Raw genomic sequence first — 24,997 nt, forward strand, 5'->3', positions numbered from 1 at the left:
AGATTATCTATGGGGGATAGGTGACTTACGGTCGAGTAACCATGGTCGCGGTCGCCGGCGTCGTTGGAAGCGTTCTGCTGGGGCTCGGACTCCTCGGCGTGAGACACGCCTACGGGGTCGCTCGATTCGAGGAGCGACTCGACGCCGTCGGGAGCGCTCGGCGGACGGGAAGCGTCGAACCGGCCGAATGGAACGTCGCCCTCACGAGAGTTCTCGGCGGCTGTCTCGCCGCCGTCGGCGCGGCGATTCTTCTGTTCGCCGCGTTCGGTTGAGTCGGTAGAACGTCGAAACGCTGCCGAGCTACCGCCGCAGACTTCAGTTCGTGTTCGCCTGCGGTCCGTCGCCCCGCTTCGGGGGTTCGACGCCCTCCGCGGCTTCGACGGTTTCGGTCTCCTTCTCGGTGTCGACGTGCCAGCGGTCGTACTCGTCCTCGTAGGATGCGAGCAGTTCCGAGACGCGCTCTTTGAGGTCGTCGTCGTTGACGTTCACCTCGAAGATGAACCCCTCCTCGCCGTTCTCCATCCGGCTCGTCTGCTGGACGTTCGCGCTGACGAGGTCGTTGTCGAAGTAGTACGGCGCGAGTTGGGTCATCACCTTCTGGTAGACGGTGTCCTCAACCTTGCGGATGGCTTTTCGACCGGCGGAGTCGGCGGCGCGGGCGACGTAGTTCACGGAGTCGTGCCACCTGTCCATCGCACCTTCGGTGTCGTCTTCTTCGAGCTTCTCGTAGGATTCGGTCAGCTTCTCGCCCGCCGTCTTGAGGTCGTCGTCCGGCGACTCGCCCGCTCGCTCGCCCTTTCCCTCGGCGACGTGGGCCTGTTCGGCGGTCTTCTCGGCCACGTCCTCGCCGAGGCGTTCGTGGGATTTCGGCCGCCATTCGTCCCACTCCTCGAACGCTTCGCCCGACGCACCCGTTTCTCGGAGGGCCCGTGTGATTCGCTCACCGTGCTCGACGATGTCTCCCCAGCTACCGCGGAGCTTGAAGCCAGAGATGCTTTCTTCCATCTAGTCGGTGGGCCGTATGGCGCGCACGGATTTACCTCTTACTGCCGGTCGATTTTCGGCCGTTTAGGGGTTCGTCTCGCACGTCCTCGGTTCGCGCCGAGGGCCGCTATTCTCGCGGCTTTCCGTACGCGAATCGCTCGGCGAACGAGTCGAGTCGCCGCTTCGCCCGGCCGAGGAGTTCGACGTGCCCGTTGACCGCCCGCAACTCCGATTCGGACACCTCGATTCGCGCGTCGCCGTAGGGATCCCGCGGTTCCCCGTCCGACGTGGCGTCGACCACCGACGAGAGACCGCATCGACCGCACGCCTCCGTCCACTTTTCGCTCATATCCCGCGGTACGGTCGCGACCGTGTTATGCGTTGTCCCTACTCACTGTCTCCTCTCCTCCCTTCGACTCGGCTCCGTCCTTCGTCAGTTTCGCCTTGTAGAACCCGCCCCGCGACTGTACCTCGGCGACGCGCCACGGCGTTCCGACGGTCACGTCGCGGAGTCGGTCGGGCGAAAAGAGGACGAAGTGGAGGCTTCGCCCGACCTCTCGGTCCCCGTCGCGGACGTACTCGAAGTGGAAGGTCCGGTGCGCGACCCCCGGTCGCGGGTCGGGGCGGTAGCCGAACAACTCGCCCGGTTCGAGTTCCGTGGGGTCGTAGTTGTCCACGACCGCGACGCCCGACTCGTCGGTGATACGGGCGAGGTCGGCGAGGAAGTCGCGCGCCCCCGCGAGCGACTGCGCGAGGCCGATTTGCGTTCCGCTGACGAGCGCGGACCGAAACCGGTCGCGCGGAAAGTCCAGCTCGAACATGTCCATGACGCGAGCGTCGCGGACGCCGCGCTCGCTCGCCGCTTTCACGGCGGCGGAACTCACGTCGATGGCGACGACTTCGCCCCGGTCTTGCAGGAACTCGGCGTGCTGGCCCACCCCGCATCCGACGTCCACGACGGGGAACGCCAGCGATTCGAGCAGTTCGCGCCAGTCGTCGCGCCACTCCTCCGGCGGCGTGAAGTAGTGTCCGCGGACGTTCCCGTCCTGCACGTCCGCACCGTCTCGGTACAGACACTCGCCGCGCAGTCCGCCCCGTTGGTAGTCGAGCATCGCTCGACCGAGTGGATCAGCGCCCATCACACTCTGTCACACACTATCACTTGTAATAAATCTACGATGAGCGTCGGTACCGACTAGCATCCAGCAACGGTTATTTATCGCTCCCGAGCGAGCGACCCGATATGGATAGCGGTGTCGGGCCACACGACGCGTCACGAGTACGGGGGGAGGAGTCCGGAGCGGAGAGCGAAATCGACGTCCCCGACTGGGAGGACGAGTACGTGGACAGGGTGAGCGATCGGTTGTTCGTCAACTTCGACTTGGAGAAATCCTACTCGGTTCGCGGCGAGCGGTTCACGCTCTACGGGCGTATGCTGATGGAGAATCAGAAGCAGTTCTTCCACCGGTCGCTCAACTACGCCAACCACACCATCGAGGAACACCTGTTCGTCCGCCGCGTCGAGTCGGTTCGCGTCTCGGACATCGAATCGCTCGTGGAACTCGGGCACGACCTCGCCGACGAGTGGATCGACGCCGACGAAGAGCACTTCGGCACCGAGTTCACGTTCGCGCTGGTCGCGCCCGAGATTCCGGCCGACGTGCGGGAGTTCGTCTCCGGATTCCGCGACCGGACGCTCCTCAAGTTCGGCTACTACGGACGCTACGAGATAAATCTCGTCGTCGTCGCGCCGGAGAGCGAAGAAATAGTCGCCAGCAAAAACGCCGACGTGAGCGCGGCGTTCGCCCTCTGGCGACCGCTCGAATCGAAGAGAGAGGGATTGTTCGGGCGCGTCGTGCGCCGACTTCGTTCCTAGTCGTCCACCTCGCCGCCGTCGGCCTCACCCCCGTCGGCGACCGGCGTACTGGGTCGCTCGCGTCGGGCGGACGCGATGTTTCGATAGCCGATTCGCGCCAGTGCCAGCGCCAGTCCCGCGAGGATGAGCGAGATGATGGCCTGCGCACCGAGCGAGACGGCCTCTATCGTCGAGCTAGCGTCCATGATTCCCTGCGGTGCCTTGATGAGCGCGATCCACAGTAGGGCGACGATGGTCACCGCGAACATCAACACCAACGGCCCGCCCGTGCTGAGCAACTGCTTGCTGTCGTCCCAGTTGACGAGCCAGATGGTCGCCGTCAGCAGGGCGAGCGCCGCGAGCAGTTGGTTCGCGCTGCCGAACAGGGGCCAGAGGCTCTCCCACGTCCCGCTGGTGACGAGGACGTACGCGATGACACACTGGATGCCCGCGTTGACGTAGCGGTTCGTCAGCGACTTCTGCGCGCTCGTCTCCGGCGTTCCGACGATCTCCTCGAACATGTACCGACCGAGGCGAACCGCCGTGTCGGTGCTCGTCAGCAGGAAACTGACGAACACCAGTCCGATGAACGGGACGCCGTACGCGACCGGTATTCCGAGGCTCGACAGCATGACGCCGCCGCCGGTCGGGAAGTTCGCCAACGCGCCAGCAAGTCCGCTGGTGAACTGCGTGGTTGCGACGATGGCGAGCGCGGCGACCGCGGTGGTGGCGAGCAGTCCTTCGCCGAGCATGCCGCCGTAGCCGATGACGCGGGCGTCGCTCTCCGTGTTCAACTGCTTCGCCGTCGTGCCCGAGGAGACGAGCGAGTGGAACCCGCTTATCGTTCCGCAGGCGATGGTGACGAAGAGGAACGGGAAGATAGGTCCAAGCGCGTCACTGTAGAATCCCGTGAACGCCGGTAGCTGCGTCGACAGCGACGAGTACGTCGTTCCGTCGATCGTAACCGGGCTGAACAGTCCGAGCGATCCGGCGATTATCGCCACCAGCATTCCGCCGACGCCCGCGTACAGCAGGAACGACGACAGGTAGTCGCGCGGTTGCAGGAGCGTCCACACCGGGAGAACGCTGGCGATGAACGCGTAGAGGATGACGACCGGTACCCACGCCGCCCGGTTGGCGTTGTGATCGGGCGACTGGGCCAGCGGGAGCCACGACCCGCCGTCGCCGAACAGGACGATGACGTCGGACGAGAGTCCCGAGTGGTTGAACAGCGCGATCGGGTACTGTATGCCGATCCACACGCTGGCGAACACGCCGGCGACGAAAATGACCGTCCCGATTCCGAACGGGAGGTCCAACTGGTAGAGCCACACGCCGAACACCAGCGCGAGCAGGATGTAGAGCATGCTCGCGGTCGCCGCGCTCGGGAAGGCGTCGAAGACCACCGCCACCACCAGCGCGAACACCGCGATGACGAGGATGATGGTCAGGAACGCGAACCACAGCAGCATGTTCTTGCCGCGTTCGCCGACGTACTCGCCCATGATGTACCCGATGGACTTCCCTTCGTGCCGGAGGCTCCCCGACAGCGCCATGAAGTCGTGAACCGCCCCGAGGATGGGATTCCCGATGGCGATCCACAGGATTGCGGGAAGCCACCCGAACGCCGCGCCCGCCGTGATCGGCCCGACGATGGGCGCGCCGCCCGCGATGCTCGAATAGTGATGCCCGAGGAGGACGGTCTTCTTCGCAGGAACGTACTCCTGCCCGTCCTCGTACTTATGTGCCGGCGTGTCCCGACTGTCGTCGAGTTCGACGAATCGTGCGAGGTAGCGCGAGTAGCCGAGATATCCGACGCTGAAAAGTACCAGCACGCCTAGTACTAGCCATATGATTGCTGTAGCCATGGTATTAAGCCCCACGGGATACAGAATGACGAAGCACAATAAGTGTTCCTTCTGTTCTCGACGGTATGATGGGTTTGAAAACCTCTTTTATGCGGCAATGAGTCCTTGTTATTGACAGCTATCCGGTGGATTTTGGCGTCCGTTCGGCCGCCACGTCCAACTCGTCCGCGACGTCCGAGAGCAGCGTTCCTTTCACCTCTTCGACCCGCGACTCGACGACGGCGACCACGGGTTCGTCGAACGACCCGCGGATATGGTCGATTCGCTCGCGCTCGGTTCGACACCGTTCGCGGAGGTATTTCGCCCCGCGACCGTCCTCGCTCTCCTCCGGTTTCGGCGTTACCTTGTTGATGACGAGTCCGGACACCGCGAGGCCGGACTCGGTGAGTTCCTCGATGGCACGGCTGGTCTCGCGAATCGACAGTTCGTCGGGATTGAGCACGAGGAAGAACGCCGCCTCGTTTCGGAGCACGTTCCCCGCGAACTCGAAGGTCTCCTTTCGTTCCCGAAGGCGTGCGATGATGGGGTCGTTCTCGGCGCGTCTGCGGGCCTCCCGCTCTCCGATTGCGGCCTTCTCGAACAGGTCGATGCTCTTCGTCCGTTTCTCCAGTAGGCGGTCTATCCACCCTTCGAGGAAGTCCGGAAGCGCGAGGAGGCGGAGCGTTCCGCCGGTCGGCGACGTGTCGAAGACGACTCGGTCGTACTCCTCGCTGTCGCGCATCACGTCGACGAATCGGTCGAACAGCGCCGCCTCGTACGCGCCGGGCGTGCGGTGGGCGAGCTCAATCTGACGGTCGATTTCGTTCACGATGGCGGGGCTCACCTGGTCGCTCATCGTCCGCTTTATCTCCATCATGTGTTCTTCGACCTCCTCGTCCGGATCGATCTCCATCGCCCAGAGGTTCTCGTGCCCCTCGACCGACGCGGGTTCGTCGCCGAACTGTTGGTCGAACACGTCGGAGGTGCTGTGAGCCGGGTCGGTCGAGACGACGAGCGTCTTCAACCCCGACCGGGCGCACTTCAGCCCGTAGGCGCTGGACACGGTCGTTTTACCGACGCCGCCCTTCCCGCCGAAGAAGACGAACTTTTCCATATCAGAAGTGGTACTGTTGGCCCTTGCGTTCGACGAGCGATTCACGGTCCCACATCCGGCGCTCGAACGCCTCGAACTCGTCGGCGAGGTAGGGAAGCAGTTCGACGGTGTAGTAGGAGACGGGGCTCGGGATGCCGAAGGCGTCCGAGAAGCAGGCGAACAGGAACTCGTCTTCCACGTCCTCCGCTTCATTCTCGATGAGTTCGAACGACGGGTGTTCGATCATCCCGTGGTAGAGCCCGTGCAGGACCTCGTGGAGCCACGCTCGGTACGCGGATATTCGCTCGTGGAGTGACATACGTTGACAACGACCTTCGTCCGGTTAAGGCGTTCGCTATTCGACGAACGCCGGCCGGCTGCGACCCGAAGCGGCGTGACACTCTCCACCGCGGGTTCCCTCGTATCGTTACCTTATAGCCCCCTCCCGCGCACGAATCGCGTATGACCATCGAAAAACGCGGTGACGCCCACCTCATCACGCACGCCATGGCGAAAGACACCCTCTCGAAGATTCGGGACGAGCGGACGGAGCAGGTCGGGTTCCGCAAGGGGCTGGTGAAACTCGGCCGCATCTGCGGCTACGAGATAATCGACGGCGCGATGGATACCGAGTACGTCTCCATCGACACGCCGCTGACCGAGACGACCGGCGAGCGCGTCAAAGGGCTGGACGACGTGGTTATCATCAACGTCCTCCGGGCCGCGACGCCGTTCGTGGAGGGTCTGCTGAAGGCGTTCCCCCGCGCGAAGCAGGGCGTCATCAGCGCCGGGCGCGACGAGGAGGCGGGCATGGACGAGGCGGGCGAGTTCCCCATCACCATCGACTACGTGAAACTCCCCGAAATCACCGAGAAGGACACTGTCATCGTCGCCGATCCGATGCTCGCCACCGGGAGCACGATGTGCGCCGTCCTGGAGGAGGTGCTCGGCGAGCAACCGAACCCGGAGAACCTCTTCGTCCTCTCCGCCGTGAGCGCCCCCGACGGCCTCCTCAACGTCCACGAGAAGTTTCCCGAGGCCGACCTGCTGACGGTGAGCATCGACGACCACCTGAACGACGACGGTTTCATCGTGCCCGGCCTAGGCGACGCCGGCGACCGCGCGTTCCGCACGACCTGAGGAACGCCGTCCGCGAACGTCCGCCGTCTTTAGGCCGACCGGCACGATTTCGAGGATAGCGGCGGGTCTTTTGAGATAATGGCTAAAACTGTTTTTCGAGTCGGGGACAGACACGGTACAAATGGCAAAGTACGTTGCACTCGTCGACATCCGCGGACAGATACAGAACGTGCAGGAACTGGCGTCCGTCTGGGGCGATATCCGCATCGAGTTCGAGGAGTTCGGCGTCGATCTCGAGGGGAGTTACGCGGTGCTCGGCGAGTACGATTACCTGCTCATCTTCGACGCGCCGGACAGGGACACCGCGTTCAAGGCGGGCATCGCGGTCGAGAGTCACGGGATGGACATGCAGACGATGGAGATAATCCCGATAGACGACTTCGCCCAACTCGTCGAGGACTGATTCCGCCCGCGCTCGTCGCCGCCGCCGCGAGCGTCCGACCGAACCTCCCGTCCGGAGCGAAAAAGCCTATTTCGCCCACCACTCACGTTTCCACTATGACGGAACCGTCCGACGTCGCCCTCGCCTTCGACGAGAACGAACTGCTTCCCGCCGTCGCGCAGGACGCCGACACCGGCGACGTGCTCATGCTGGCCTACGTCTCGCCCGAGGCGGTCGAACGGACCCTCGACACCGGTTTCGCGCACTACTACTCCCGCAGTCGGGACGAACTTTGGCGGAAAGGCAACACTAGCGGTCACGTCCAGCGCGTCGACGAGGTTCGCGTCGACTGCGACGGCGACGCCCTCCTCTACCGCGTCGAACAGGAGGGCGGCGCCTGTCACACGGGCTACCGCTCCTGTTTCTACCGCAGACTCGACTCCCTGAGCGACGAGACGACCGCCGAAACCGAGGTCGTCGGCGAGCGAGCGTTCGACCCCGACGAAATCTACGAGTGACATGAACGACCCGCTCTCCACCCTCCGAAACGCGGACGAGGCCTGCCGAGAGGCCGAAGCCGCGGTCGCGGAGCACGGCGAAGAGCGAGTCGAAGCGGTCGCCGACGCCCGCGACCGCGCGACGGGCCTCCTCGACCGCTACGAGAGCAGAGCAACCGGTACCGGGGACTTTCAGGCGTTCGTGGAGTTCCAAGGCGCGTTCGCCGACTTCGTGGAGAACCTGCCTGACGATCTGCCGGAGCGCGAGGCGTTCGAACGCGCCGAGGCGGCCATCGACAAGCGTCGACTGGCAGAACGCGACTTCGAGAAGGCGCGCGCCGCGCTCGAACCCGCCGCCGAGGTCGCGGCCCTGCTGGACGAACGTCGCGCCGCCCACGAGCGATACCGCGACGCTCGTCACGCGGTCTCTCGGAAGCTCACCGAACTGGACGAGGAAATCGCCCACCTCGAACGACTCCGGGAACTCGGCGACGCCGATCTGGACGCCCCCACGGAGGAGATTCGCGAGCCCATCGAGACCGCCGACGAGGCGGTCACCGACGCGTTCCGCGCGTTCAAACGCGAGGCCAGCGCCCGCGAGGTGGTCGCGTTTCTCGCGGCGACCGAACGGTATCCGCTGGTCGGCTTCGAGTCGCCGCCGGACGACCTCCGCGACCACCTGCGCGAGAGCGACGCCGGGACGAGATCGCTCCCCGACCTGCTGGAGTTCGCCCGCTACTCGCGGTCGAAACTCGACCACTACGTCCCCGACCCGGACGCGCTGAAACGGACCGTCGCCACGAACGAGACGTACCTCGAACGACTCGACGCCGACCCCCTCACGGTCGGCTGGCCGCCGCCGCCCGCCGACGAACTCCGGTGGTGGTGCGAGGAAGCGATTCGTGTCGCTGCTCGGTTCGCACCGCCCGAGGCGGTCGCGCGACTCCGCGAGGTGCAGCGACTCACCTACGACGGAACCCGATTCGACCGCCTGCGGACCGCCGCGCAGGCGCGCGCGGAGCTAACCGACGAGGAGCGCGACCGACTCGCTCGCGGAGCCGTCGACGACGAACTCGAGCGAGCGCGCGAACGAAGGACGGAACTCGCCGACGCGCTCTCCGACCGTCCGGAGCGCTAGGCGCTGGCTTTCGCGGTTCGGAGCGCGTCTTCTATCTCCGCCACCAGCTCTTCGGCCCGTTGGCGTTCGCGGGCCTCGGCGTAGATTCGGACCATCGGCTCCGTGCCGCTCGGTCGCGCGAGCACCCACGCGTCGCCGAAGTCCAGCCGATAGCCGTCCCGGGTGTTCAGCTCCGCCTTCGACTCGTTCGCCTTCCGCTCGGCGGCCGCGAGCAGCGCGTCGTGTTCGGCGTCCGTCGTGTACGGGACGTTCGTTCGAACGTTGTGGTAGCCGTCGTACGGCGCGACCACCTCGCTAGCGCGGCGTTCGGTCAGCAGTTCGAGGAACTTCGCGGCGGTGTACGCTCCGTCGCGCGTCAGCCGATAGTTCGGGAAGAAGATGCCGCCGTTGCCCTCTCCGGCGACGGGAACCGCCACGTCTTGGTCATGTAGCTCTCGGATGCGGGTGATGATGTTCGTGCTTCCGATGGGCGTCAGTTCCAGCGTCGAACCCGTTTCGCGGGAGACGTCCACGAGACGCTGGGAGACGTTGATGGCGGAGACGACGGCGTCGCCCGGTTCGAGTTGCGCGGACGCGAGCGCGGCGAGCGTCGCGTCGCCCTCGATGTACTCGCCGTTCTCGTCGTAGAAGATGGCGCGGTCCGCGTCACCGTCGTGAGCGATTCCCACGTCCGCGTCGCTCGCTTCGACCAATCGACCGAGGTCGTCTAGGTTCTCCGGAATCGGCTCGGGATTGCGGCCGGGAAAGTGGCCGTCCGGCTGGCTGTTGGCGGTGACGACCTCGCAGCCGAGTTTGCGGAAGAACTCGGGGGACGTGAGCGACCCGGCACCGTGTCCCGGGTCGAGCGCGACGGTGAGGTGCGCGTCGGCGATTCGCTCCCTATCGAGCGCGTCGAGCAACTGCGAGACGTACCACTCGCGGGCGTCCTCGATGTAGTCGCTGTGTCCCGTCTCGCTCCAGCGAACTTCGTCGAACGCCTCGGTCAGGAATTTCTCTTCGACGCGCTCCAAACTCCCGATGTCGAGTTCGATTCCGTCGTCGCCGATGAGCTTCACGCCGTTGTACTCCGGCGGGTTGTGGCTCGCGGTTATCATCAGCGCCGGAATCCCCTCGCGCTCGGCGTACGCCTGCGCGCCGGGCGTCGGCAGGACGCCGAGGCGGTCCACGTCCGCTCCGACGCTCGCTAGCCCGCTGGCGGCGGCGTCCGCGAGCATGTCGCCCGTGGCTCGCGTGTCTCGAGCGAGGGCGACTCGGTCGGAGCGCCAGACCGTCCCCGCCGCCTTCGCTATCTTGAGCACGAACTCGGGGGTGAGTTCGTCGTTCGCGACCCCCCGCGTTCCGCTCGAGCCGAACACCTTCATGTGCGGGCGTGGGGTTTCCGCCTTCAAAGAGATTCCGAATACCGGTGCTGTTCCGCCTCTGTCGGTCGCGCCGCGGCCGCTTCGACCGGCGACGCCCGGCCGAGGACGGTGACCGACCGACCGCCGAGCGCGCCTCCGGCGACCGGTACCGCCGCGAACCCGAACGCTTTCCCCGGTTCGAGTCCCTCGTTCGGGCATGAGCAGCATCGACGAAAAGCGAGTTTACGGCGACCGGAAGGGGACGACCACCGTCTACGTCGCCACGGAACTCGGCGTCGCCCGCGTCGAAGTCTCCGCGGACATCGTCGGCGAGTTCTCCATCGCCCACCGCTGCGTCGCCCGGGACGTCGCCGGAACGGACGGACGCATCGCGGTCGCCACCGACGAGGACGTTCTCGACCGCGAGTTCGCCCCGCTGGATTTCGGTTCCGCGGTCGCCGTCGGGTTCGACGGCGACGATTTAATCGCGGCTGGGCCGGACGGACGGCTCGCGCGCTACGACGACCGGTGGCGCGAACTGGCGTCGCTGGACGACGTGCGGGCTATCGACGGAGACCTGGTAGCGACCGCCGACGGCGTCTACCGACTCTCGGGCGACGGCGTCCGACACGTCGGACTGGACGACGCCAGAGACGTCGCCACCGCCGGGGTTCCGCTCGCGGCGACCGCCGACGGACTGTACCGACTCGGCAACGGTTGGATGGACGCGGCGGCGGGGGACTTCCGAGTCGTGAGCGCGACGGACGAGAGGGCGTACGCCGCGACCGGCGACGCGTTCTTCGTCCGCGACGGTGACGAGTGGCGGGAAGCGTCGCTTCCGGTCGCCGAACCCGTCGTCGACGTCGCGTTCGGCGACGGCGTGTACGCCGCGACCGAGTCGGGTGCGTTTCTGGCGACGGTCGGCGACGGCTGGCGAAGTCGCCACCTCGGGCTGACCGGCGTGTCGGCGCTCGCGGTTCGCTAGTCCGCGTCGAGCGCGTACAGTCCGCGGTGCGCCTTCCGAACGAGGCCGAGGCGGACGAGGTCGCGGAGGCGGTCTTTCACGCACTCCGGCGTCACGTCGAGTTCCTGCGCGAGGTAGGCGGGGGACGCCCGTCCCTCGACGAGGAGATTCAACACGCCCCGTTCGACCGGCGAGAACTCGTCGTCCTCGAACGGTACGTCCGCGAGGAGCGTCTCCGTCTGCCGGTACTTCGAGTCGTTTCCTTTCTCGCCGAGTCGGAGTTCGTAGAGACCGCGATAGGCTTTACCGACGAGGCCGCGCTCGCGGAGCCCGTCCAACGTGATTCTGGCCGTTTCCGCTCCTATCGCTAGTTCGCTGGCGACGTACGCGGGGGTACACCGACCTTCGGCGAGCAGGTTCAAGATTCCCGTCTCGGCCGGCGTGAGGTCGTTTTCGTCTACCCCCGGCGGCGCGTCGATATCGAGCCGAGTTACCGAGACCATCGACTGTCGTTACGACATTATAACATAAATATAATGCTATTAGGCTGGCGTATAGAACCGTATTCGTCAGTCTGTGTACGTTTGTCTGGGTCGGCATCGCGCTTCGGTTCTTTCGGAACGGTTCCACGTACGACGATGGAATCTAGTGATAGCACCAAGGCCGAGTCGGACGAGGGGAATCCGCGTCGAGACGTCGCGAAACGTGGAACGTCGGCGTCGTCCTCGGACTCACCGACGCATCGCCGAGTGAAAACGGGTTTAACCCGTGCTACCCAGTTTTTTCGTATGATACTCAGTGGGTCCGCCTCGCAGTCCGTGGCGACCGCGCTCGCCGACGAGCTGGACGAACCGCTCGCACCCGTGGAGTACCGGACGTTTCCGGACGGGGAACTGCTCGCGAGCGCGCCGGGATTCGAGAACGACCGCGCCGTCGTCGTCGCTTCGACCGTCTCCAGCGACGCGCACCTCGAACTCCTCCAGTTGCAGGACGCCGCCCGCGAGTGGGGTGCCGAGGAGGTGACGACGGTGCTCCCGTACATGGGCTATGCCCGGCAGGACAAACCGCTCGCACCCGGGCAGGCGAAGGAGGGCTCCGCGCCGGGCTACCCCGTCTCCGCCCGCGCGGTCGCTCGTGCCATCAGCACCGGCACCGACCGCGTGCTCACGGTCAACCCCCACGAGGACGCGGTCTGCGATTTCTTCGACGTGCCCGCCGAACCGGTGGACGCCGCCGGTCGACTCGCCGACCCGCTTCCGGACGACCTGATCGACCCCGTCTTCCTCTCGCCGGACGACGGCGCGCTCGTCATCGCCGAGACGGTGCGCGACGCCTACGGTCGCGGCGCGACCGACTACTTCGAGAAGAAGCGCCTCTCGGGAACGGAGGTCGAGGTGACGCCCAGCGACACCGACGTGACCGGCCGCGACGTGGTCGTCACCGACGATATCATCGCCACCGGCTCGACGATGAGCGAGGCCGTCTCCCTCCTCCAGCAGCGCGACGTCGGCCGCGTGTTCGTCACCTGCGTCCACCCGATGCTCGCGCGAAACGCCCGGACGAAACTCGCGCGGGCCGGCGTCGAGGCGGTGTACGGCACCGACACCGTCGAGCGGGCGGTGAGTCGGGTGTCGGTCGCGCCGGCGGTCGCGAACGCGCTGTAACGCGAAGCCGACGAAAAAGGAGTTTTACGCCTGCGCTTCCGCCAGCGGCGAGATAGCGACCGTCATCTCGACGCCCTCCACGTCCCACTCCTTGCGATACCCGTCCTCGACCGGACCGACGCTCTCGGCGCGAACCTCCTCCTTCACGAGTTCCACGTGACGCTCGACGAGGTCGGCCACGCGGTCGTCGTGTACGTCGAGTTCGAGGCGGATGCCCTCCTCGATGTCGAGGTCTAGGTCCTTGCGCATCTCCTGCACGCGGCGGATGACCTCCCGGGCGTAGCCCTCGCTCTCGATGTCCTCCGTGAGCGTGGTATCGACGTAGACGACGCCGAGTTCGTCGCCGTTCACGTCGAACGTTGCGCCCGTCACGTCGTCCGGCGTCCGCGTGACGAACTCGACCATCTCGTCGTCCAACTCGACGTCCTCGCCGAGGGCGTCCTCGACCGCGCCTTCGAGCGCGGCCAAGGTCGGTTCCGTCACGCGGGCGTCGTTGAGCGCGTTCATCACCCGTCCGGCGTCGTCGCCGAAGGTCGGACCGAGCACGCTCATGTCCGCCTCGGCGCTGTAGGCGAGTTCGCCCCACTCCTCATCGGGGGCGACGAGTTCGACCTCGCGGGCGTTCAGGCGGTCCGTCAGCAGGTCGCCGTGGTTCTCGACCGCGCGGACGACGCGGTCGTCGTTCGCGTCCACGACGATTCGAGAGACGGGCCAGCGAAGCTTTCGTTCCGCCTGCTGGCGGGCGTTCGCGCCCGACTCCTCGACGGCGCGGAGCACCGACACGTCGGCTTCGAGTTCGTCGTCGCGCCAGAACTCGTCCGTCTCCGGCCAGTCGAGCATGTGGACGCTGTCCGCGCCGGCGTCGCCCGTGAGGTTCTGGTATATCTCCTCGCTGACGAACGGGGCGAAGGGAGCGAGCAGGGCGACCACCCGCCGCAGGACGTGGTAGAACGTCGCGTAGGCGGCCCGCTTGCTCGCGCTGTCCTCCTCCTCCCACATGCGCTCGCGGACGACCTGGATGTAGAACCGGGAGACGTCCTCTACCACGAAGTCGATGAGCGCCCGAAGCGCCCGGTCCTGGCGGAAGTCGTCCCACTGCTCGGTCATCTCGGCCGTCACCGTCTGCAGGCGCGAGAGCAGCCACTCGTCCACGAGTTCGAGGTCGGCGTCCTTCACGTCGACCGCGTCCGGGTCGAACTCGTCCAACCGCATGTACGGCAGGGGGAACCGGAACACGTTCCAGAGGATGTTCAGGCTCCGTTGCATGTTCTGCATCTCGTCCCACGAGAAGCGCATGTCCTCGCCCTGCGGATTCTGCGAGAGGAGGAACAGGCGCATCGGGTCCGCGCCGTGGCGCTCGATGGCCTCCTCCGGCGAGACGATGTTCCCGATGGATTTGGACATCTTCCGCCCGTCCTCGGCGAGCGCCCAACCGTGCATCAGCACCTCGTCGTAGGGGACCTCGCCGAGCGCGGCGGTGCCCATGCCGAGCTGCGACCAGAACCAGCCGCGAGTCTGGTCGTGGGCCTCCATGATGAGGTCGGCGGGCCACAGCTCCTCGAAGTCCTCCTCCTCGCTCGGGTAGTCGAGGGTGCCCCACGAGGCGACCGAGGAGTCCAGCCACACGTCGAACACGTCGGGAACGCGGGTGTAGGTCGTCCCGTCCTTCGTGATGGTCAACTCGTCCACCGTCGGGCGGTGGAGGTCGACCTCCTCCGGGTTCACGTCCTGGTCGACCGCCTCCGCGAGCTCCTCGCGGGTGCCGACGACCACCACGTCGTCCATGTCGCCGTCCCAGTCCTCCGGCGTCCAGATGGGGATGGGGACGCCCCAGTAGCGCTGGCGCGAGACGTTCCAGTCCGGCGAGTTCTCCACGAAGTTGTAGAATCGCTCGTCGCGGGCCTCCTGCGGGTGCCACTCGCTGTCCTCGATGTTGTCGAGGAGTTCGTCCTTGATGTCGGTGACCGTGATGAACCACTGGTCGGTGACGATCTGGAGGACGCCCGTGTCACAGCGCCAGCAGTGGCCGTAGCTGTGGACGACGGTGCCCGACGAGAGGAGGTGACCGTTCGCGTCGAGGTCGGCCGTGATGTCCTCGTCTGCGTCCTTGACGAACTCCCCGGCGTACTTGCCGGCCTCCTCGCGGTAGACGCCGTCGCCGCCGACGGGACAGAAGATGTCGAGGCCGAGTTCCGTTCCGCGCTCGAAGTCCTCCTCGCCGTGGCCGGGCGCGGAGTGGACGAGTCCCGTCCGGTCGGCTTCGACGTAGTCCGCGGTGTACACCTGCAGCGCCCCCTCGCCCGCCGGGTGTTCCGGTACTTCCTCGGCCAGCGGGTGTTCGTACTCCCAGCCGACCATCCCCTCGCCGGTGACCTCGTCGACGACCTCGTAATCCTCGTAGCGGCCTTCCTTCAGGACCTCCTCGACGGTCGGCTCTGCGACGTACAGGACTTCGCTCTCGCCCTCTTTTTCCGCCTTTACCCCGAGGTAGGTCATCTCGCCGTCCACCGCGACGAAGGTGTTCGCCGGGATGGTCCACGGCGTGGTCGTCCAGACGACGAGGTTCCCGTCGCGCCCCTTCAGCGGGAACTTCACGTAGATGGACGGGTCCTCCACGTCCTCGTACTCCACCTCGTTGTTGGCGATGGCGGTTTCGCAGCGCGGGCACTGACTGATGGAGCGCATCCCCTGCTCCACGAGACCGCGCTCGTAGGCGCGCTGGAACCCCCACCACGCCGCCTCCATGTACTCGGGGTTCACCGTCTTGTAGGGGTCGTCCCAGTCCATCCAGACGCCGAAGGACTTGAAGTCCTCGTCCATCGCGGCGAGTTGGTCTTCGGCGAACTCCTTGCACTCCCGGATGAAGTTCTCCATCCCGAACTCCTCGATGTCCTTCTTGTTCTCGAAGCCCATCCGCTCCTCGACCTTCGTCTCGATGGGCAGACCGTGCATGTCGTAGCCCGGGCGGTCGGTGACGTCGTAGCCGGCCATCCGGAGATAGCGGATGTAGGCGTCCTTCAGCGACTTGTTCCACGTCGTTCCCATGTGCGCCGCGCCGGAGGTGTAGGGCGGGCCGTCGACGAAGAAGAACCGCTCCGCGCCCTCCCTGTTCGCCTTCGTCTTCTCGTAGGCGTTCGCCTCGTCCCAGTAGTCGAACACTCGGTCTTCGACCGAATGTGGTTCGTACTGGTCGGCTACTTCCTCGAATCTGCTCATGTGCGATGTGAGTGCTCCCGACAATAAAGTGGGTTCGGTTATGCAGTTGACCTGTACGCCGTGATGTGGGGTTGATTCGGGTTCGAGTCTACACAAAATACTTGCAGTATCAGTTCGAATTCATCTCCGTGCCCTCTTCATCTCTTACGTACCTTTCGTATCTCGCCGCTTTCGCCACGTATGCCGTCACGGTACTGTCGGTGAATTACTGGGTGTACTCCGACGCCAGTGCTCGGGGAAGCTCGTTTCCATCGTTTTGGAGCATTTCGTCCGTCCTCTTTTTGCTCCCCGCACTTTACTACTTCATCAGGTATCGTCACTTGCACGAGCGACAGCGACCGCCGACGCGCGGAAATCGCATCGCCCTGACGCTCGCACTCAGTAGTCTCTCTACGACGATTGCCTCGGCGATTCTCGCACCCCCCGACCCGTTCACGCAGGTACTCTACCGGCTCGCCGCCTTCGCGGTGGCGCTTCCGGTCGCGTATCTGCTCGTCTATCGGCAGCAGCCAGAGCGAACGTCGGGGAGCGCGTAGCGTCCGGTCGCAACTTCCGCAATCCCCGAGACCGGCTCCCCACTCCCGGACGAACCGCGTTAGCTGGATTCCGACCGTTGTCTGAGTTGGTCTTGGAGGTCGGTTGCGAGCGACCGCAGTTCCTCGTCGGACATCTCTTCGAGGGACGGTATTCCGCCAGTTTCCTCCTCTTCGGTTTCCTCACCGCCTTCCTCATCGGGTTGTTCCACTTCGCCCTCCTCTTCAGTTCCTTCCTCGCCTTCGGTCTCTTCTTCCTCACCCTCTTCTTCCTCGCCTTCGCTTTCCTCTTCGTCCTCTTCGGCTTCTTCGCCACCTTCGGCTTCCTCACCCTCTTCGCCGCCGGTATCCGAACTCGGCGCGGAGAGCAGATTCCCCATTTTCGTTCCGATTCGTCGTCCGAGGACGGCACCGAGACGCCGACCGAGCGCCTCTCCGAGCGACGCCAGTTTGTCCGTCCCGAGCGACGGCGTCGGAACCGAATCGAGGGTTTCCGAGTCACCACCGCCGACTCCCAACTGGTCGGTCAGTTGGGAGAGTTTCTCCTGCGTTTTTTCCTTCTCGCTCATGATTCACTTACCTCCTCGTCGGTCGATTCGTCCTCGCCGAGCGTATCGAGTAGCATATCGAGAAACTCGTTTACGACTCGGTAGCCCATCTCCGAGATGTCGCTTTCGTCCGGCATAAAGTCGGAGATAGACGGGAGGTCGAAATCGGGCAATACACCCCGAAGGCTATCTAACGGATTTTTGTCCACCAATCCCGCAACCCCCGAGAGGAGGTTGCCGAGTAGCGCGCCGGGGCGAGGGACGGCGCTGATATCCAGTTCGATCTCGTTCAGGTCCACTTCGAGACCGAGGAGGTTGAGGAACAGCCCTTCTAAATCGAGATAGAGCACCGTCGTCCCTTCGTCGTCCTCGCCTTCCTCACCTTCCTCGGCTTCTTCGCCTTCCGCCGATTCCTCGTCCTCGGCGGATTCCTCCTCGTCACTGCCTTCGGCTTCCTCGTTCGATTCTTCCTCCTCGGACGAGGCTTCTTCCCCACCGCCTCCCTCCGCGGTGGATTCTTCCTCGCCGTTCGTTTCCTCTTCGGTATCGGATTCCTGCTCATCGTTTTCACCCCCGTCGGTTCGCAACCGCTCATCTTTCAGCAGTGGTACTTTCCGCTCGCCATGCCGTTGTGGCTCCCCCCTCATTTGCATACACCCTGTCAACCTTCACCGGTTTATAACTAGGTAGACGTTCGAAACCGACGCCGGACGTTATCCTTCGCCGCCGATACCGAACTCGTCGGCGAGGTCTTCGACCATCTGCTCTCGTTTCGTATTCGCCTTGACGCCGACGTCCATCGCGAGCTTCTGAAGTTCCCTGTACGACATCTCTTCCAGTTCATCCCGACTGTTCGGCGTTTCGGACGGCGTTTCGTCGTCGGTGGTGGATATCTCATCGGTTCCCCGTTCGGGCGAACTCCTCTCGCGGTCGAGTTTTTGTCCGAGCCACTCCCCGAGTTTTCGACCGATTTTTCCCCCGAGTTCCCGACCGATTCGTTCGCCTGTCGTCTCCCACCCACTCATTCTCGGAGAGAACGGCTCGGTGGCCCATTAAAATCCGCCATTTCTACGAGACGGGTCTGAAATGAAAATTGAGTGAGGTGAACCCGCAAAATCGGGCGCGAACACCACGTTCCGTGATATTCGCCACCTCAGCAGGCTACTGACGGTTCCGAATTACACCGGCGATGGATTCGAGGCATAGACCTCGAAAATCGATTTTCGAGGGGCGGTCCTGGTTTTCAATAACAGCGAATGAATTTATAAGCACCCGTCCCGGAGACCGACTCCGGTGACAAACGATGCCCGACGCCCAATTCGACGACCTCGCGGACCAGTTAGAACAGTCCCTTACGGAGTTCGATAGCGACCGATCAGAACGGCCACCTTCGGAACCCGACGCCGATAGCTCCCGCGAGGAACTCACGGAACGAGTGCGAGCGTCCGTCATGCAGTTCGCGGACGTCTTCGAGTCGGCGGATTCGTTCGAGGAAGTCACCCACGCCGCCGAGAAACTCTGGACGATTCTGGACGAGGCCGAGGACGTACGCGATTCGTTCGACGCGGAGGCGTTCTCCGAAACGGTCGATGCCAGCAAGTTACCGGACGCGATAGAACTCTCCGCCGTACCAGACGCGGTCGAGAGCGGCGAGCCTCGGAAGGCGCTCAACCTCACGAAACTGATGGAGGCCGTCGACTTCCGCGAGTACTGGAGTTCGGAGGAGATGCAGGAACTCTGGAACGAGAGCAAGGAGTTGTCCGACGCGGTCGGCGCGCTGAGCGACGAGGACGACGCCGACGAGGAGGACCCGGACCTCGTCGAGTCCACCGCGGAGAAGACCGAGATGGCGTCGGAGGTAACCCAGGGAAAACTCCAGTCCGAACTCGGGGATAACGTCGAGGAGTTCCGCGAGAAGATCGACGTCGCCCGCGACCGACTCGAAGAGCAGATAGCGCAGAGCGAGTTGGGCTCCGGCGGGGAGGGGGAGTCCGCCGCGCGGAGCGTCACCGCCGTCTCGACGATGCCGGAAAACCGCCCCGACATGGAAGTCGGCGTGGGGCGCTCGACGATGCAAAGCGAACGCCCGGATATGGACGTTACGGCGCATTACTCGACGATGCCGAAGGGGAGAGGGGAGCGGTCGGCGGACGAGTAATCGAACGCGTATCGGAGCGTATCGAGCGGGAATCAGCAGAAGGGGGGAGTCGGTTTACACGCCGGTCGAATAGCGAAGGATACCGGCGACGCCGCCGAAGGCGTTCATCAGCTGTTCGCCCTTCTCGAAGTCAGTGCTGATGAACTTGGTCTCCGTGCCGCGCTGTTCGGCGATGGTCATCAGGTACTCGATGGCGTCCTCGCGTTCGACCATCTCGGCTTCCGATCCGTCCTCGCAGGTGTGCTCGGGCGTGTTCTTCCGGCGGTCGATGAACTCGTACTCCTCCTTATCGCCGCAGTCGTAGACGACCACGTCGCGGCGGAGGTCCTCGGAGAGGAGCAGGCGGTCGACCGCGCCCATCACGAGGTTCCTCCGGGTGGGCTCGAACCCGTAGGTTGCGAGGTCGCCCTCGTGGAGTTCGCGGAAGAACTCCTCCATCTCCTGTTTGTCCTTTATCACCTCGGCGTCGGCCAGCGCGTCCGAGGCGGCGTCAACGAGGTCGTAGAGTCCGGACTCGTCGGTGTACGCGATGTCGAACTTGCCGAGCACCTTGTCGTCTACCTCGTGGTGGAGGTAGCCGCCGTCCAGGAACTCGTCTTTGGTCGGCGAGGGACCGCCGACGAGCACGCCGTCGAGTTCGTGGCGCTTCGGGACGAACAGGTCGTCCGCCATCTCCGCGACCTCCTGATAGAAGTTGTCGATGGCCTCCAGCCGCAGGCGGTGGAAACGCTGGGCGGACTGCCCACCTTTGCGCTGTTTGCCCGGCACGAGCGACGAAGCGGACTTGACGGGTTCGACGCGCTTGCCCTTCAGCCAGCCGACGTTGGCCTCGCGCCGGTCGAGCACGATGAGCCCGTACAGCCCCTTGTCGCCCAGCATCTCCTCCAGCGGCTCCGTGAGGAACATCGAGTCGCAGTGGTAGCGGAACGACTGAATGGGCTCCGGCGGGTTTTCGAGCACCTTCGTGACCATGTCGGTCTGGCCGCCGCCGGTGTCGATCGCGCCGCTGAAGATGACGATTCCGTTGTCCGGGGGAAACGTGTCGTAGTAGCGCAGGCGATCTTTGATGGACGTAAGCGCGTCCTGCACGTTGGTTCGCGTCTGCTTCGACTTTATGTTGCTCGCCTCGCTGTGCTCCTGCGTGATGTGCGCGACCACGTCGCTGATCTGCTTGTCCGGCGGGATGTAGATGGTGACGAGTTGCGTTCCGGAGCCCTCGTACTCCCGGAGGTCTTCGATGACCTTCTGGAACTCGTACCGCTTCCTGTCGGACGGTTCGCCCTCCTGCTGGCTCATTACCGTATCTAGCCGCCCCAACCGGTAAGTAACCTTTGACCTCCCGTCGTCTCCGCTGGCCGACGTATCTCCAGATCGGCCAATTATATTTTGCTGCCTCGGGATATATTTTCTCGACGAGGTACAGAATATGAATGACGAAAATAAAGCGGCGTTACCGCTTGCCGCCTCTCGTCGGTCGTTTCTGCGGGCGACCGGGCTCACCGCCGGACTCGTCGGCGTCAGCGCGCCAACCGCCACCGCAGAGACGAACGACGAAACCGACAAACCAAACATGACGTACGAACTCCCTCCGCTCCCGTACGGGTACGACGCACTGGAACCGAGCATCGACGCGCGCATCATGGAGCTGCACCACGACAAGCACCACCAGGGGTACGTCGACGGTGCGAACGCCGCGCTCGAAAAGCTATCCGAGATGCGACAATCGGGCAACTTCAGCGACGTGAAAGCGGTCAAGCGCGACCTCTCGTTCAACCTCTCGGGCCACGTCAACCACTCCGTGTTCTGGGAGAACATGTCGCCGGACGGCGGCGGTAAACCGTCCGGCGAGTTCGCAGACGCACTGGACCAGCACTTCGGCTCGTTCGACGGGTTCAAGCAGGACTTCTCCGCCGCGGCGAAGAGCGTCGAAGGCTCAGGCTGGGGAATGTTGGTCTACGACCACGTCGCGGACAAGCCGATCGTCATCCAGGCCGAGAATCACAACGACATAGCGGTTCAAGGGTCGACGCCGCTCCTCGTGCTGGACGTGTGGGAGCACGCCTACTACCTCCAGTACGAGAACGAGCGCGGAAAGTACGTCGACAACTTCTGGAACGTCGTGGACTGGGGCGACGTGGCGAACCGGTACGAGGCGGCTCGGAACGCGAACGTGCTCGGCGAGTGCTGAGCGATCGCTCGGATCGGTCGCTTCGCGGGCGAACCTCTCGACGGACTAACTTTATATACGTGTCCTTGTTCGGTCTGATATAACAAACATGACCGGGACAGTATACGCGGTTGCAAGCGGTAAGGGAGGTGTGGGGAAGACGACGACCGCAATCAACCTCGGTGCGATGCTCGCGGCGGCGAACTACGAGGTCGTCGTCGTCGACACCGACCTCGGGATGGCGAACGTCGAGGGGTACCTCGATTTCGAACTCGCCGGTCCGACGCTCCACGAGGTGCTCGCGGGCGAGGCGGACGTCGCTGACGCCATCTACGAAGCTCCGGGGGACATCGACGTTCTCCCGAGCAGCACCGACATCCACGCGTTCGCCCAGTCGCAGACGGCGAACCTCCAGCGGGTCGTCGCCGAACTCCGCGACTCCTACGAGTACGTCCTGCTCGATACGGGCGCGGGCATCAGCTACGACACCATCCTCCCCCTCTCGCTCGCGGACGGCGTCCTGCTCGTCACCACCCCGGACGTCGCCGCGGTGCGCGATACCTCCAAGACGGGCGAACTCGCGGCCCGCGTCGAAGCGACCGTGCGCGGCGCGGTGCTCACCCAGCGAAGTAACGACATCCTAAACGCGGACGACGTGGAAGGGACGCTCGACACCGACGTGCTCACCGTCGTCCCCGACGACGAGGCGGTTCCGATGGGTATCGACGCGGGGCGACCGCTGGCCGCGTTCGCCCCTAACAGCCCCGCCGCGAAGGCGTACCGCGAACTCGCCGACATCCTCACCGGCGCGACGGACACCCCCGAACTGTCCGGCGAACCCCGGCCCGCCGACTCCCGCGCGCCGACGCGCGCCGACGCCGAGGCGGAACTGCCGGACGACGACCCGGCGACCGCCGCGTCGAAGGCGACCTTCGACGCGGACCCGGTTCACGACCTCATCGACGAGCGAATCGTCGAAGACGCCGACCGGCGGGAGGCCGCCGAGTCGACCGCCGAGAACGCCTCCGAGTCGTCCGACGACGACCCCTCCGAAACTCCACCCGCCGAATCCGACGCGGCGGAATCCGACGCGACGAACCCCGACGCGGGCGATTCGGACGACTTCGACACCGCCCTCGCGGAACGCGCCGCGGAGTTCGACGAACCGATGGGCGAGGACGGGCCGACGAGGCAGGTCGTACCGACCGCGTCGGACGAACCGACGAACGGGGCCGACTCGATGGAAGACGCCGATTCGTCGACCGCGGACGAACCGACCGGCGACTCCGACCCGATAGCGGAGGCCGAACCGGCGGGCGCTGGCGAAGCCGACCGGGAAGCCGGTCCGCCGGAGGAGTCTCCGGACCTACCCGACGAGATAGTCGACGCCGAATCGGACGACGTGGACGACGTCCCCTTCCAGGACGACCCCGTCCCGGCGGAACTGAACGCCGCTTCCGAGGACGAAGACGAGGACGACGGGAAGGACGGTTTGTTCGGTCGAATCGGTTCCCTGTTCCGGTAATCCGGAAATAACGAAGTAGTCGGAGGTGTTCTAGCGGGGTAGAATGGCGGATCAGGGTTCGGTTCCGTTCTGGTGGATCGTTCTGTTCGCGCTGGTCGCGCTCGGTCTCGGCGCGGGTGCGATACTGTTCGTCGGCGGCAGCCTACTCGCGTCGCCGGGGTTCGTTCACATCGACTCGGGCGCTTCGACGCCGATGACGCCCAGCGCGTTGGCGACGGTGTGCTTCGCGGCGGCGACCAGCGCGAGGCGGGCGTCGCGCAAGTCGTCGTCCTCCGCCGCGAGGACGGGACACTCGCGGTAGAAGGCGTTGAACGTCTCCGCGAACTGGCGGGTGTAGGTGGCGACGGCGTGGGGTTCGAGGTCCTCCGCGGCCGTTTCGATGACGTGCGGGAACCGCGCGATGACCTCGACGAGTTCGCGCTCTTCCTCGGTATCGAGCAGGGAGGGGTCGACGTCGGCGGGAACGTCTCCGCCTGCCTCCGCGATGATGCCGCAACAGCGCGCGTGGACGTACTGGACGTAGGGGGCGCTCTGGGCCTCGAAGTCGAGCGCGCGGTCCCACTCGAAGGTGATGGTCTTCGTCGGCTGCTTCGAGATGATGTCGTAACGCACCGCGCCGATTCCCACTTGGCGGGCGATGCGGTCGACGTCCGCCTCGGTGAGGTCGTCGTCGCGGATGCGGTCGTCCATGCGCGATTCGACCTCCTCGCGGGCGCGCTTTTCGGCCTCGTCCAGCAGGTCGTCCATGTCGACGCCGGTCCCGTGGCGGGTGCTCATGCCGCCCTCGGGGAGGTTGACCCACGAGTAGTGGAACGAGGTCAACCGGTCGGTGTCGTTGCCCAGAATCTCCAGCGCCTGCGCGAGTTGTTCGCCCTGTAGCTTGTGGTCCTCGCCGATGACGGTGACGGCGCGGTCGTAGTTGTCGAACTTCCACTCGTGGTGGGCCAGGTCGCGCGTCGTGTAGAGGCTGGTGCCGTCCGAGCGCAGGAAGACGAGGTTCTTCTCGAAGCCGAACTCCGAGAGGTCGAGCTGCCACGCGTCGTCCTCGTAGACGGCGTACTCCGTCTCTTTCAGGCGCGAAACCACGTCGTCGGTGCTCCCGTCGCGCATGAACCGCGTCTCCTTGACGAACTCGTCGAACTCCGCGGGGAGGCGGTCCAGCGTGACGCGCATCCCGGAGAGGACGGTGTCGACCACCTCGCCGACGCGCTCGTAGGTCGCCTCGTCGCCGTCCTCCAACCCCTGCAGGATGGACTGAATCTCGGTTTCGGCCGCCTCGGCGTCCTCGGGGGCGGCCTCTTCGAGGTAGGCGTTGCCCTTGCGGTAGTAGCGCACGAGGTCGTAGTCGGCGCGTTCGCGCTCAGGTTCCGGCAGGTCGTCCTCGTCGAACGTCTCGTAGGCCCACGTGAACACCGCCATCTGGCGACCCGCGTCGTTGACGTAGTAGTGGCGGTCGACGTCGTAGCCCGCGAAGTCCAGGATTCGCGCGACGGCGTCGCCGGTGATGGGGTTGCGGGCGCGACCGACGTGGATCGGGCCGGTCGGATTCGCGCTGGTGTGCTCGACCACGACGCTCTCGTCGGTCGGGTCGAGGCGACCGTACTCCTCGTTCTGTCCCGCCCCGACCGTCTCGTCGTAGTACGCGTCGCTCGGCAGGAAGTTGACGTAGGGACCCTGCGCGGTCGCGGCGGCGACGTAGTCGTACCCCTCGACGTCGATTTCCTCGGCGACGTCGCTCGCGACTTTCGGCGGGGGTGCGCCAACCTCCCCGGCGAGTCGGAACGCCGCGCTGGAGGCGAGTACGGCGTCCACGCCCTCCGGAGGCGTCTCGATTCCGAGGTCGTCGGTCGGGAGGTCGAGGGAAGATAGCGCCCCGCGAAGGGCGTCCTCGACTTCCCCCCTGAAGGTCAGGAACATACCGGTTCTTCCGAGTCAGCCGGTAAATG

At 65.0% G+C, this 24,997-nt stretch carries 27 protein-coding genes; 13 read left to right on the top strand and 14 right to left on the bottom strand.

Annotated features, from left to right (window positions below):
• The first annotated feature begins 41 nt into the window (after nucleotides 1-41).
• Nucleotides 42-272, top strand: coding sequence for a DUF6199 family natural product biosynthesis protein (locus LIX00_RS10070; protein WP_227353060.1), 231 nt, complete (start codon nucleotides 42-44; stop codon nucleotides 270-272).
• A gap of 43 nt (nucleotides 273-315) precedes the next feature.
• Here LIX00_RS10070 and LIX00_RS10075 read toward each other — a convergent pair whose 3' ends face one another.
• From LIX00_RS10075 to LIX00_RS10085, 3 genes are all read right to left on the bottom strand, one after another.
• Nucleotides 316-1,005: a DUF5828 family protein gene (locus LIX00_RS10075; RefSeq protein ID WP_227353061.1), complete on the bottom strand. Its 690-nt coding sequence runs from the start codon at nucleotides 1,003-1,005 to the stop codon at nucleotides 316-318.
• Nucleotides 1,006-1,111: 106 nt separating this feature from the next.
• A complete protein-coding gene (locus tag LIX00_RS10080) occupies nucleotides 1,112-1,333 on the bottom strand; it encodes a DUF8007 family protein (protein WP_227353062.1) in 222 nt (73 codons plus the stop codon).
• 25 nt (nucleotides 1,334-1,358) lie between these two features.
• Nucleotides 1,359-2,123, bottom strand: coding sequence for a class I SAM-dependent methyltransferase (locus LIX00_RS10085; RefSeq protein ID WP_227353063.1), 765 nt, complete (start codon nucleotides 2,121-2,123; stop codon nucleotides 1,359-1,361).
• A gap of 104 nt (nucleotides 2,124-2,227) precedes the next feature.
• On the opposite strand from LIX00_RS10085, the gene LIX00_RS10090 reads away from it, so the two are divergent.
• Nucleotides 2,228-2,860 (top strand): DUF8052 family protein, encoded by a 633-nt coding sequence (locus LIX00_RS10090; protein WP_227353064.1) that lies wholly within the window; start codon nucleotides 2,228-2,230, stop codon nucleotides 2,858-2,860.
• Here the strand turns inward: LIX00_RS10090 and LIX00_RS10095 are convergent.
• The 3 genes from LIX00_RS10095 to LIX00_RS10105 form a co-directional block, all read right to left on the bottom strand.
• Nucleotides 2,857-4,707 (bottom strand): carbon starvation CstA family protein, encoded by a 1,851-nt coding sequence (locus LIX00_RS10095; RefSeq protein WP_227353065.1) that lies wholly within the window; start codon nucleotides 4,705-4,707, stop codon nucleotides 2,857-2,859. The two genes, LIX00_RS10090 and LIX00_RS10095, sit on opposite strands and share 4 nt — an antisense overlap.
• 118 nt (nucleotides 4,708-4,825) lie before the next feature.
• Nucleotides 4,826-5,800 (bottom strand): ArsA family ATPase, encoded by a 975-nt coding sequence (locus tag LIX00_RS10100; RefSeq protein ID WP_227353066.1) that lies wholly within the window; start codon nucleotides 5,798-5,800, stop codon nucleotides 4,826-4,828.
• A gap of 1 nt (nucleotide 5,801) precedes the next feature.
• Complete coding sequence (locus LIX00_RS10105; protein WP_227353067.1) at nucleotides 5,802-6,098, bottom strand: DUF7990 family protein; 297 nt, start codon at nucleotides 6,096-6,098, stop codon at nucleotides 5,802-5,804.
• A gap of 143 nt (nucleotides 6,099-6,241) precedes the next feature.
• Between LIX00_RS10105 and upp the strand changes: the two genes are divergently transcribed.
• The 4 genes from upp to LIX00_RS10125 all read left to right on the top strand — a co-directional run bounded on the left by upp (nucleotide 6,242) and on the right by LIX00_RS10125 (nucleotide 8,936).
• Nucleotides 6,242-6,919, top strand: coding sequence for a uracil phosphoribosyltransferase (gene upp / locus LIX00_RS10110; protein WP_227353068.1), 678 nt, complete (start codon nucleotides 6,242-6,244; stop codon nucleotides 6,917-6,919).
• Nucleotides 6,920-7,040: 121 nt separating this feature from the next.
• Complete coding sequence (locus LIX00_RS10115; protein WP_227353069.1) at nucleotides 7,041-7,322, top strand: GYD domain-containing protein; 282 nt, start codon at nucleotides 7,041-7,043, stop codon at nucleotides 7,320-7,322.
• 95 nt (nucleotides 7,323-7,417) lie between these two features.
• Nucleotides 7,418-7,819: a phosphoribosyl-AMP cyclohydrolase gene (hisI, locus tag LIX00_RS10120; protein ID WP_227353070.1), complete on the top strand. Its 402-nt coding sequence runs from the start codon at nucleotides 7,418-7,420 to the stop codon at nucleotides 7,817-7,819.
• Nucleotide 7,820: 1 nt separating this feature from the next.
• Entirely contained in the window at nucleotides 7,821-8,936 is a 1,116-nt protein-coding gene (locus LIX00_RS10125) for a DUF7118 family protein (protein ID WP_227353071.1), read from the top strand.
• On the opposite strand, the gene glmM is transcribed toward LIX00_RS10125, so the two are convergent.
• Nucleotides 8,933-10,297, bottom strand: coding sequence for a phosphoglucosamine mutase (gene glmM / locus LIX00_RS10130; protein WP_227353072.1), 1,365 nt, complete (start codon nucleotides 10,295-10,297; stop codon nucleotides 8,933-8,935). The genes LIX00_RS10125 and glmM overlap by 4 nt on opposite strands.
• Before the next feature lie 44 nt (nucleotides 10,298-10,341).
• Here glmM and LIX00_RS10135 point away from each other — a divergent pair, with 44 nt between their 5' ends.
• On the top strand, nucleotides 10,342-10,497 hold the full coding sequence (locus LIX00_RS10135; protein WP_227353073.1) for a hypothetical protein: 156 nt from the start codon (nucleotides 10,342-10,344) through the stop codon (nucleotides 10,495-10,497).
• A complete protein-coding gene (locus LIX00_RS10140) occupies nucleotides 10,494-11,261 on the top strand; it encodes an HVO_0234 family beta-propeller protein (protein WP_227353074.1) in 768 nt (255 codons plus the stop codon). The genes LIX00_RS10135 and LIX00_RS10140 overlap by 4 nt, the downstream gene beginning before the upstream one ends.
• Here LIX00_RS10140 and LIX00_RS10145 read toward each other — a convergent pair.
• The gene (locus LIX00_RS10145) at nucleotides 11,258-11,743 is read right to left on the bottom strand and encodes a helix-turn-helix domain-containing protein (protein ID WP_227353075.1); all 486 of its coding nucleotides are present in this window, start codon (nucleotides 11,741-11,743) and stop codon (nucleotides 11,258-11,260) included. The two genes, LIX00_RS10140 and LIX00_RS10145, sit on opposite strands and share 4 nt — an antisense overlap.
• Before the next feature lie 285 nt (nucleotides 11,744-12,028).
• Here LIX00_RS10145 and prs point away from each other — a divergent pair, with 285 nt between their 5' ends.
• Nucleotides 12,029-12,904, top strand: a complete 876-nt coding sequence (prs, locus tag LIX00_RS10150; RefSeq protein ID WP_227353076.1) for a ribose-phosphate diphosphokinase — start codon at nucleotides 12,029-12,031, stop codon at nucleotides 12,902-12,904.
• Between the two features lie 24 nt (nucleotides 12,905-12,928).
• Here prs and ileS read toward each other — a convergent pair whose 3' ends face one another.
• Nucleotides 12,929-16,120, bottom strand: coding sequence for an isoleucine--tRNA ligase (gene ileS, locus LIX00_RS10155; RefSeq protein WP_227353077.1), 3,192 nt, complete (start codon nucleotides 16,118-16,120; stop codon nucleotides 12,929-12,931).
• Nucleotides 16,121-16,401: 281 nt separating this feature from the next.
• Between ileS and LIX00_RS10160 the strand changes: the two genes are divergently transcribed.
• On the top strand, nucleotides 16,402-16,656 hold the full coding sequence (locus LIX00_RS10160; RefSeq protein WP_227353078.1) for a DUF7534 family protein: 255 nt from the start codon (nucleotides 16,402-16,404) through the stop codon (nucleotides 16,654-16,656).
• A gap of 59 nt (nucleotides 16,657-16,715) precedes the next feature.
• Here the strand turns inward: LIX00_RS10160 and LIX00_RS10165 are convergent, their stop codons facing one another.
• The 3 genes from LIX00_RS10165 to LIX00_RS10175 all read right to left on the bottom strand — a co-directional run bounded on the left by LIX00_RS10165 (nucleotide 16,716) and on the right by LIX00_RS10175 (nucleotide 18,226).
• Nucleotides 16,716-17,222, bottom strand: coding sequence for a hypothetical protein (locus tag LIX00_RS10165; protein ID WP_227353079.1), 507 nt, complete (start codon nucleotides 17,220-17,222; stop codon nucleotides 16,716-16,718).
• A complete protein-coding gene (locus tag LIX00_RS10170; protein ID WP_227353080.1) occupies nucleotides 17,219-17,848 on the bottom strand; it encodes a hypothetical protein in 630 nt (209 codons plus the stop codon). The genes LIX00_RS10165 and LIX00_RS10170 overlap by 4 nt, the downstream gene beginning before the upstream one ends.
• 66 nt (nucleotides 17,849-17,914) lie before the next feature.
• Nucleotides 17,915-18,226, bottom strand: a complete 312-nt coding sequence (locus tag LIX00_RS10175) for a hypothetical protein (RefSeq protein WP_227353081.1) — start codon at nucleotides 18,224-18,226, stop codon at nucleotides 17,915-17,917.
• Nucleotides 18,227-18,504: 278 nt separating this feature from the next.
• On the opposite strand from LIX00_RS10175, the gene LIX00_RS10180 reads away from it, so the two are divergent.
• Complete coding sequence (locus tag LIX00_RS10180) at nucleotides 18,505-19,359, top strand: hypothetical protein (protein WP_227353082.1); 855 nt, start codon at nucleotides 18,505-18,507, stop codon at nucleotides 19,357-19,359.
• 54 nt (nucleotides 19,360-19,413) lie between these two features.
• Here LIX00_RS10180 and prf1 read toward each other — a convergent pair whose 3' ends face one another.
• Complete coding sequence (gene prf1, locus LIX00_RS10185) at nucleotides 19,414-20,655, bottom strand: peptide chain release factor aRF-1 (RefSeq protein WP_227353083.1); 1,242 nt, start codon at nucleotides 20,653-20,655, stop codon at nucleotides 19,414-19,416.
• A gap of 130 nt (nucleotides 20,656-20,785) precedes the next feature.
• Here prf1 and LIX00_RS10190 point away from each other — a divergent pair, with 130 nt between their 5' ends.
• Together LIX00_RS10190 and minD are read left to right on the top strand one after the other, a co-directional pair.
• A complete protein-coding gene (locus tag LIX00_RS10190; RefSeq protein ID WP_303659896.1) occupies nucleotides 20,786-21,547 on the top strand; it encodes a superoxide dismutase in 762 nt (253 codons plus the stop codon).
• An 88-nt stretch (nucleotides 21,548-21,635) separates the two neighbouring features.
• Nucleotides 21,636-23,051: a cell division ATPase MinD gene (gene minD, locus LIX00_RS10195; protein ID WP_227353084.1), complete on the top strand. Its 1,416-nt coding sequence runs from the start codon at nucleotides 21,636-21,638 to the stop codon at nucleotides 23,049-23,051.
• 165 nt (nucleotides 23,052-23,216) lie between these two features.
• Here minD and argS read toward each other — a convergent pair whose 3' ends face one another.
• On the bottom strand, nucleotides 23,217-24,968 hold the full coding sequence (argS, locus tag LIX00_RS10200; RefSeq protein WP_227353085.1) for an arginine--tRNA ligase: 1,752 nt from the start codon (nucleotides 24,966-24,968) through the stop codon (nucleotides 23,217-23,219).
• Nucleotides 24,969-24,997: the final 29 nt, after the last annotated feature.

Source organism: Haladaptatus salinisoli, assembly GCF_020614375.1.
GTDB lineage: Archaea > Halobacteriota > Halobacteria > Halobacteriales > Haladaptataceae > Haladaptatus > Haladaptatus salinisoli.

Excerpts from the sequence above, each read along its gene's own strand:
- LIX00_RS10070 (WP_227353060.1), top strand. The coding sequence starts at position 42 with ATGGTCGCGGTCGCCGGCGTCGTTGGAAGCGTTCTGCTGGGGCTCGGA.
- LIX00_RS10075 (WP_227353061.1), bottom strand. The coding sequence starts at position 1,005 with ATGGAAGAAAGCATCTCTGGCTTCAAGCTCCGCGGTAGCTGGGGAGAC.
- LIX00_RS10080 (WP_227353062.1), bottom strand. The coding sequence starts at position 1,333 with ATGAGCGAAAAGTGGACGGAGGCGTGCGGTCGATGCGGTCTCTCGTCG.
- LIX00_RS10085 (WP_227353063.1), bottom strand. The coding sequence starts at position 2,123 with ATGGGCGCTGATCCACTCGGTCGAGCGATGCTCGACTACCAACGGGGC.
- LIX00_RS10090 (WP_227353064.1), top strand. The coding sequence starts at position 2,228 with ATGGATAGCGGTGTCGGGCCACACGACGCGTCACGAGTACGGGGGGAG.
- LIX00_RS10095 (WP_227353065.1), bottom strand. The coding sequence starts at position 4,707 with ATGGCTACAGCAATCATATGGCTAGTACTAGGCGTGCTGGTACTTTTC.
- LIX00_RS10100 (WP_227353066.1), bottom strand. The coding sequence starts at position 5,800 with ATGGAAAAGTTCGTCTTCTTCGGCGGGAAGGGCGGCGTCGGTAAAACG.
- LIX00_RS10105 (WP_227353067.1), bottom strand. The coding sequence starts at position 6,098 with ATGTCACTCCACGAGCGAATATCCGCGTACCGAGCGTGGCTCCACGAG.
- upp (WP_227353068.1), top strand. The coding sequence starts at position 6,242 with ATGACCATCGAAAAACGCGGTGACGCCCACCTCATCACGCACGCCATG.
- LIX00_RS10115 (WP_227353069.1), top strand. The coding sequence starts at position 7,041 with ATGGCAAAGTACGTTGCACTCGTCGACATCCGCGGACAGATACAGAAC.
- hisI (WP_227353070.1), top strand. The coding sequence starts at position 7,418 with ATGACGGAACCGTCCGACGTCGCCCTCGCCTTCGACGAGAACGAACTG.
- LIX00_RS10125 (WP_227353071.1), top strand. The coding sequence starts at position 7,821 with ATGAACGACCCGCTCTCCACCCTCCGAAACGCGGACGAGGCCTGCCGA.
- glmM (WP_227353072.1), bottom strand. The coding sequence starts at position 10,297 with ATGAAGGTGTTCGGCTCGAGCGGAACGCGGGGGGTCGCGAACGACGAA.
- LIX00_RS10140 (WP_227353074.1), top strand. The coding sequence starts at position 10,494 with ATGAGCAGCATCGACGAAAAGCGAGTTTACGGCGACCGGAAGGGGACG.
- LIX00_RS10145 (WP_227353075.1), bottom strand. The coding sequence starts at position 11,743 with ATGGTCTCGGTAACTCGGCTCGATATCGACGCGCCGCCGGGGGTAGAC.
- prs (WP_227353076.1), top strand. The coding sequence starts at position 12,029 with ATGATACTCAGTGGGTCCGCCTCGCAGTCCGTGGCGACCGCGCTCGCC.
- ileS (WP_227353077.1), bottom strand. The coding sequence starts at position 16,120 with ATGAGCAGATTCGAGGAAGTAGCCGACCAGTACGAACCACATTCGGTC.
- LIX00_RS10165 (WP_227353079.1), bottom strand. The coding sequence starts at position 17,222 with ATGAGCGAGAAGGAAAAAACGCAGGAGAAACTCTCCCAACTGACCGAC.
- LIX00_RS10170 (WP_227353080.1), bottom strand. The coding sequence starts at position 17,848 with ATGAGGGGGGAGCCACAACGGCATGGCGAGCGGAAAGTACCACTGCTG.
- LIX00_RS10175 (WP_227353081.1), bottom strand. The coding sequence starts at position 18,226 with ATGAGTGGGTGGGAGACGACAGGCGAACGAATCGGTCGGGAACTCGGG.
- LIX00_RS10180 (WP_227353082.1), top strand. The coding sequence starts at position 18,505 with ATGCCCGACGCCCAATTCGACGACCTCGCGGACCAGTTAGAACAGTCC.
- prf1 (WP_227353083.1), bottom strand. The coding sequence starts at position 20,655 with ATGAGCCAGCAGGAGGGCGAACCGTCCGACAGGAAGCGGTACGAGTTC.
- LIX00_RS10190 (WP_303659896.1), top strand. The coding sequence starts at position 20,786 with ATGAATGACGAAAATAAAGCGGCGTTACCGCTTGCCGCCTCTCGTCGG.
- minD (WP_227353084.1), top strand. The coding sequence starts at position 21,636 with ATGACCGGGACAGTATACGCGGTTGCAAGCGGTAAGGGAGGTGTGGGG.
- argS (WP_227353085.1), bottom strand. The coding sequence starts at position 24,968 with ATGTTCCTGACCTTCAGGGGGGAAGTCGAGGACGCCCTTCGCGGGGCG.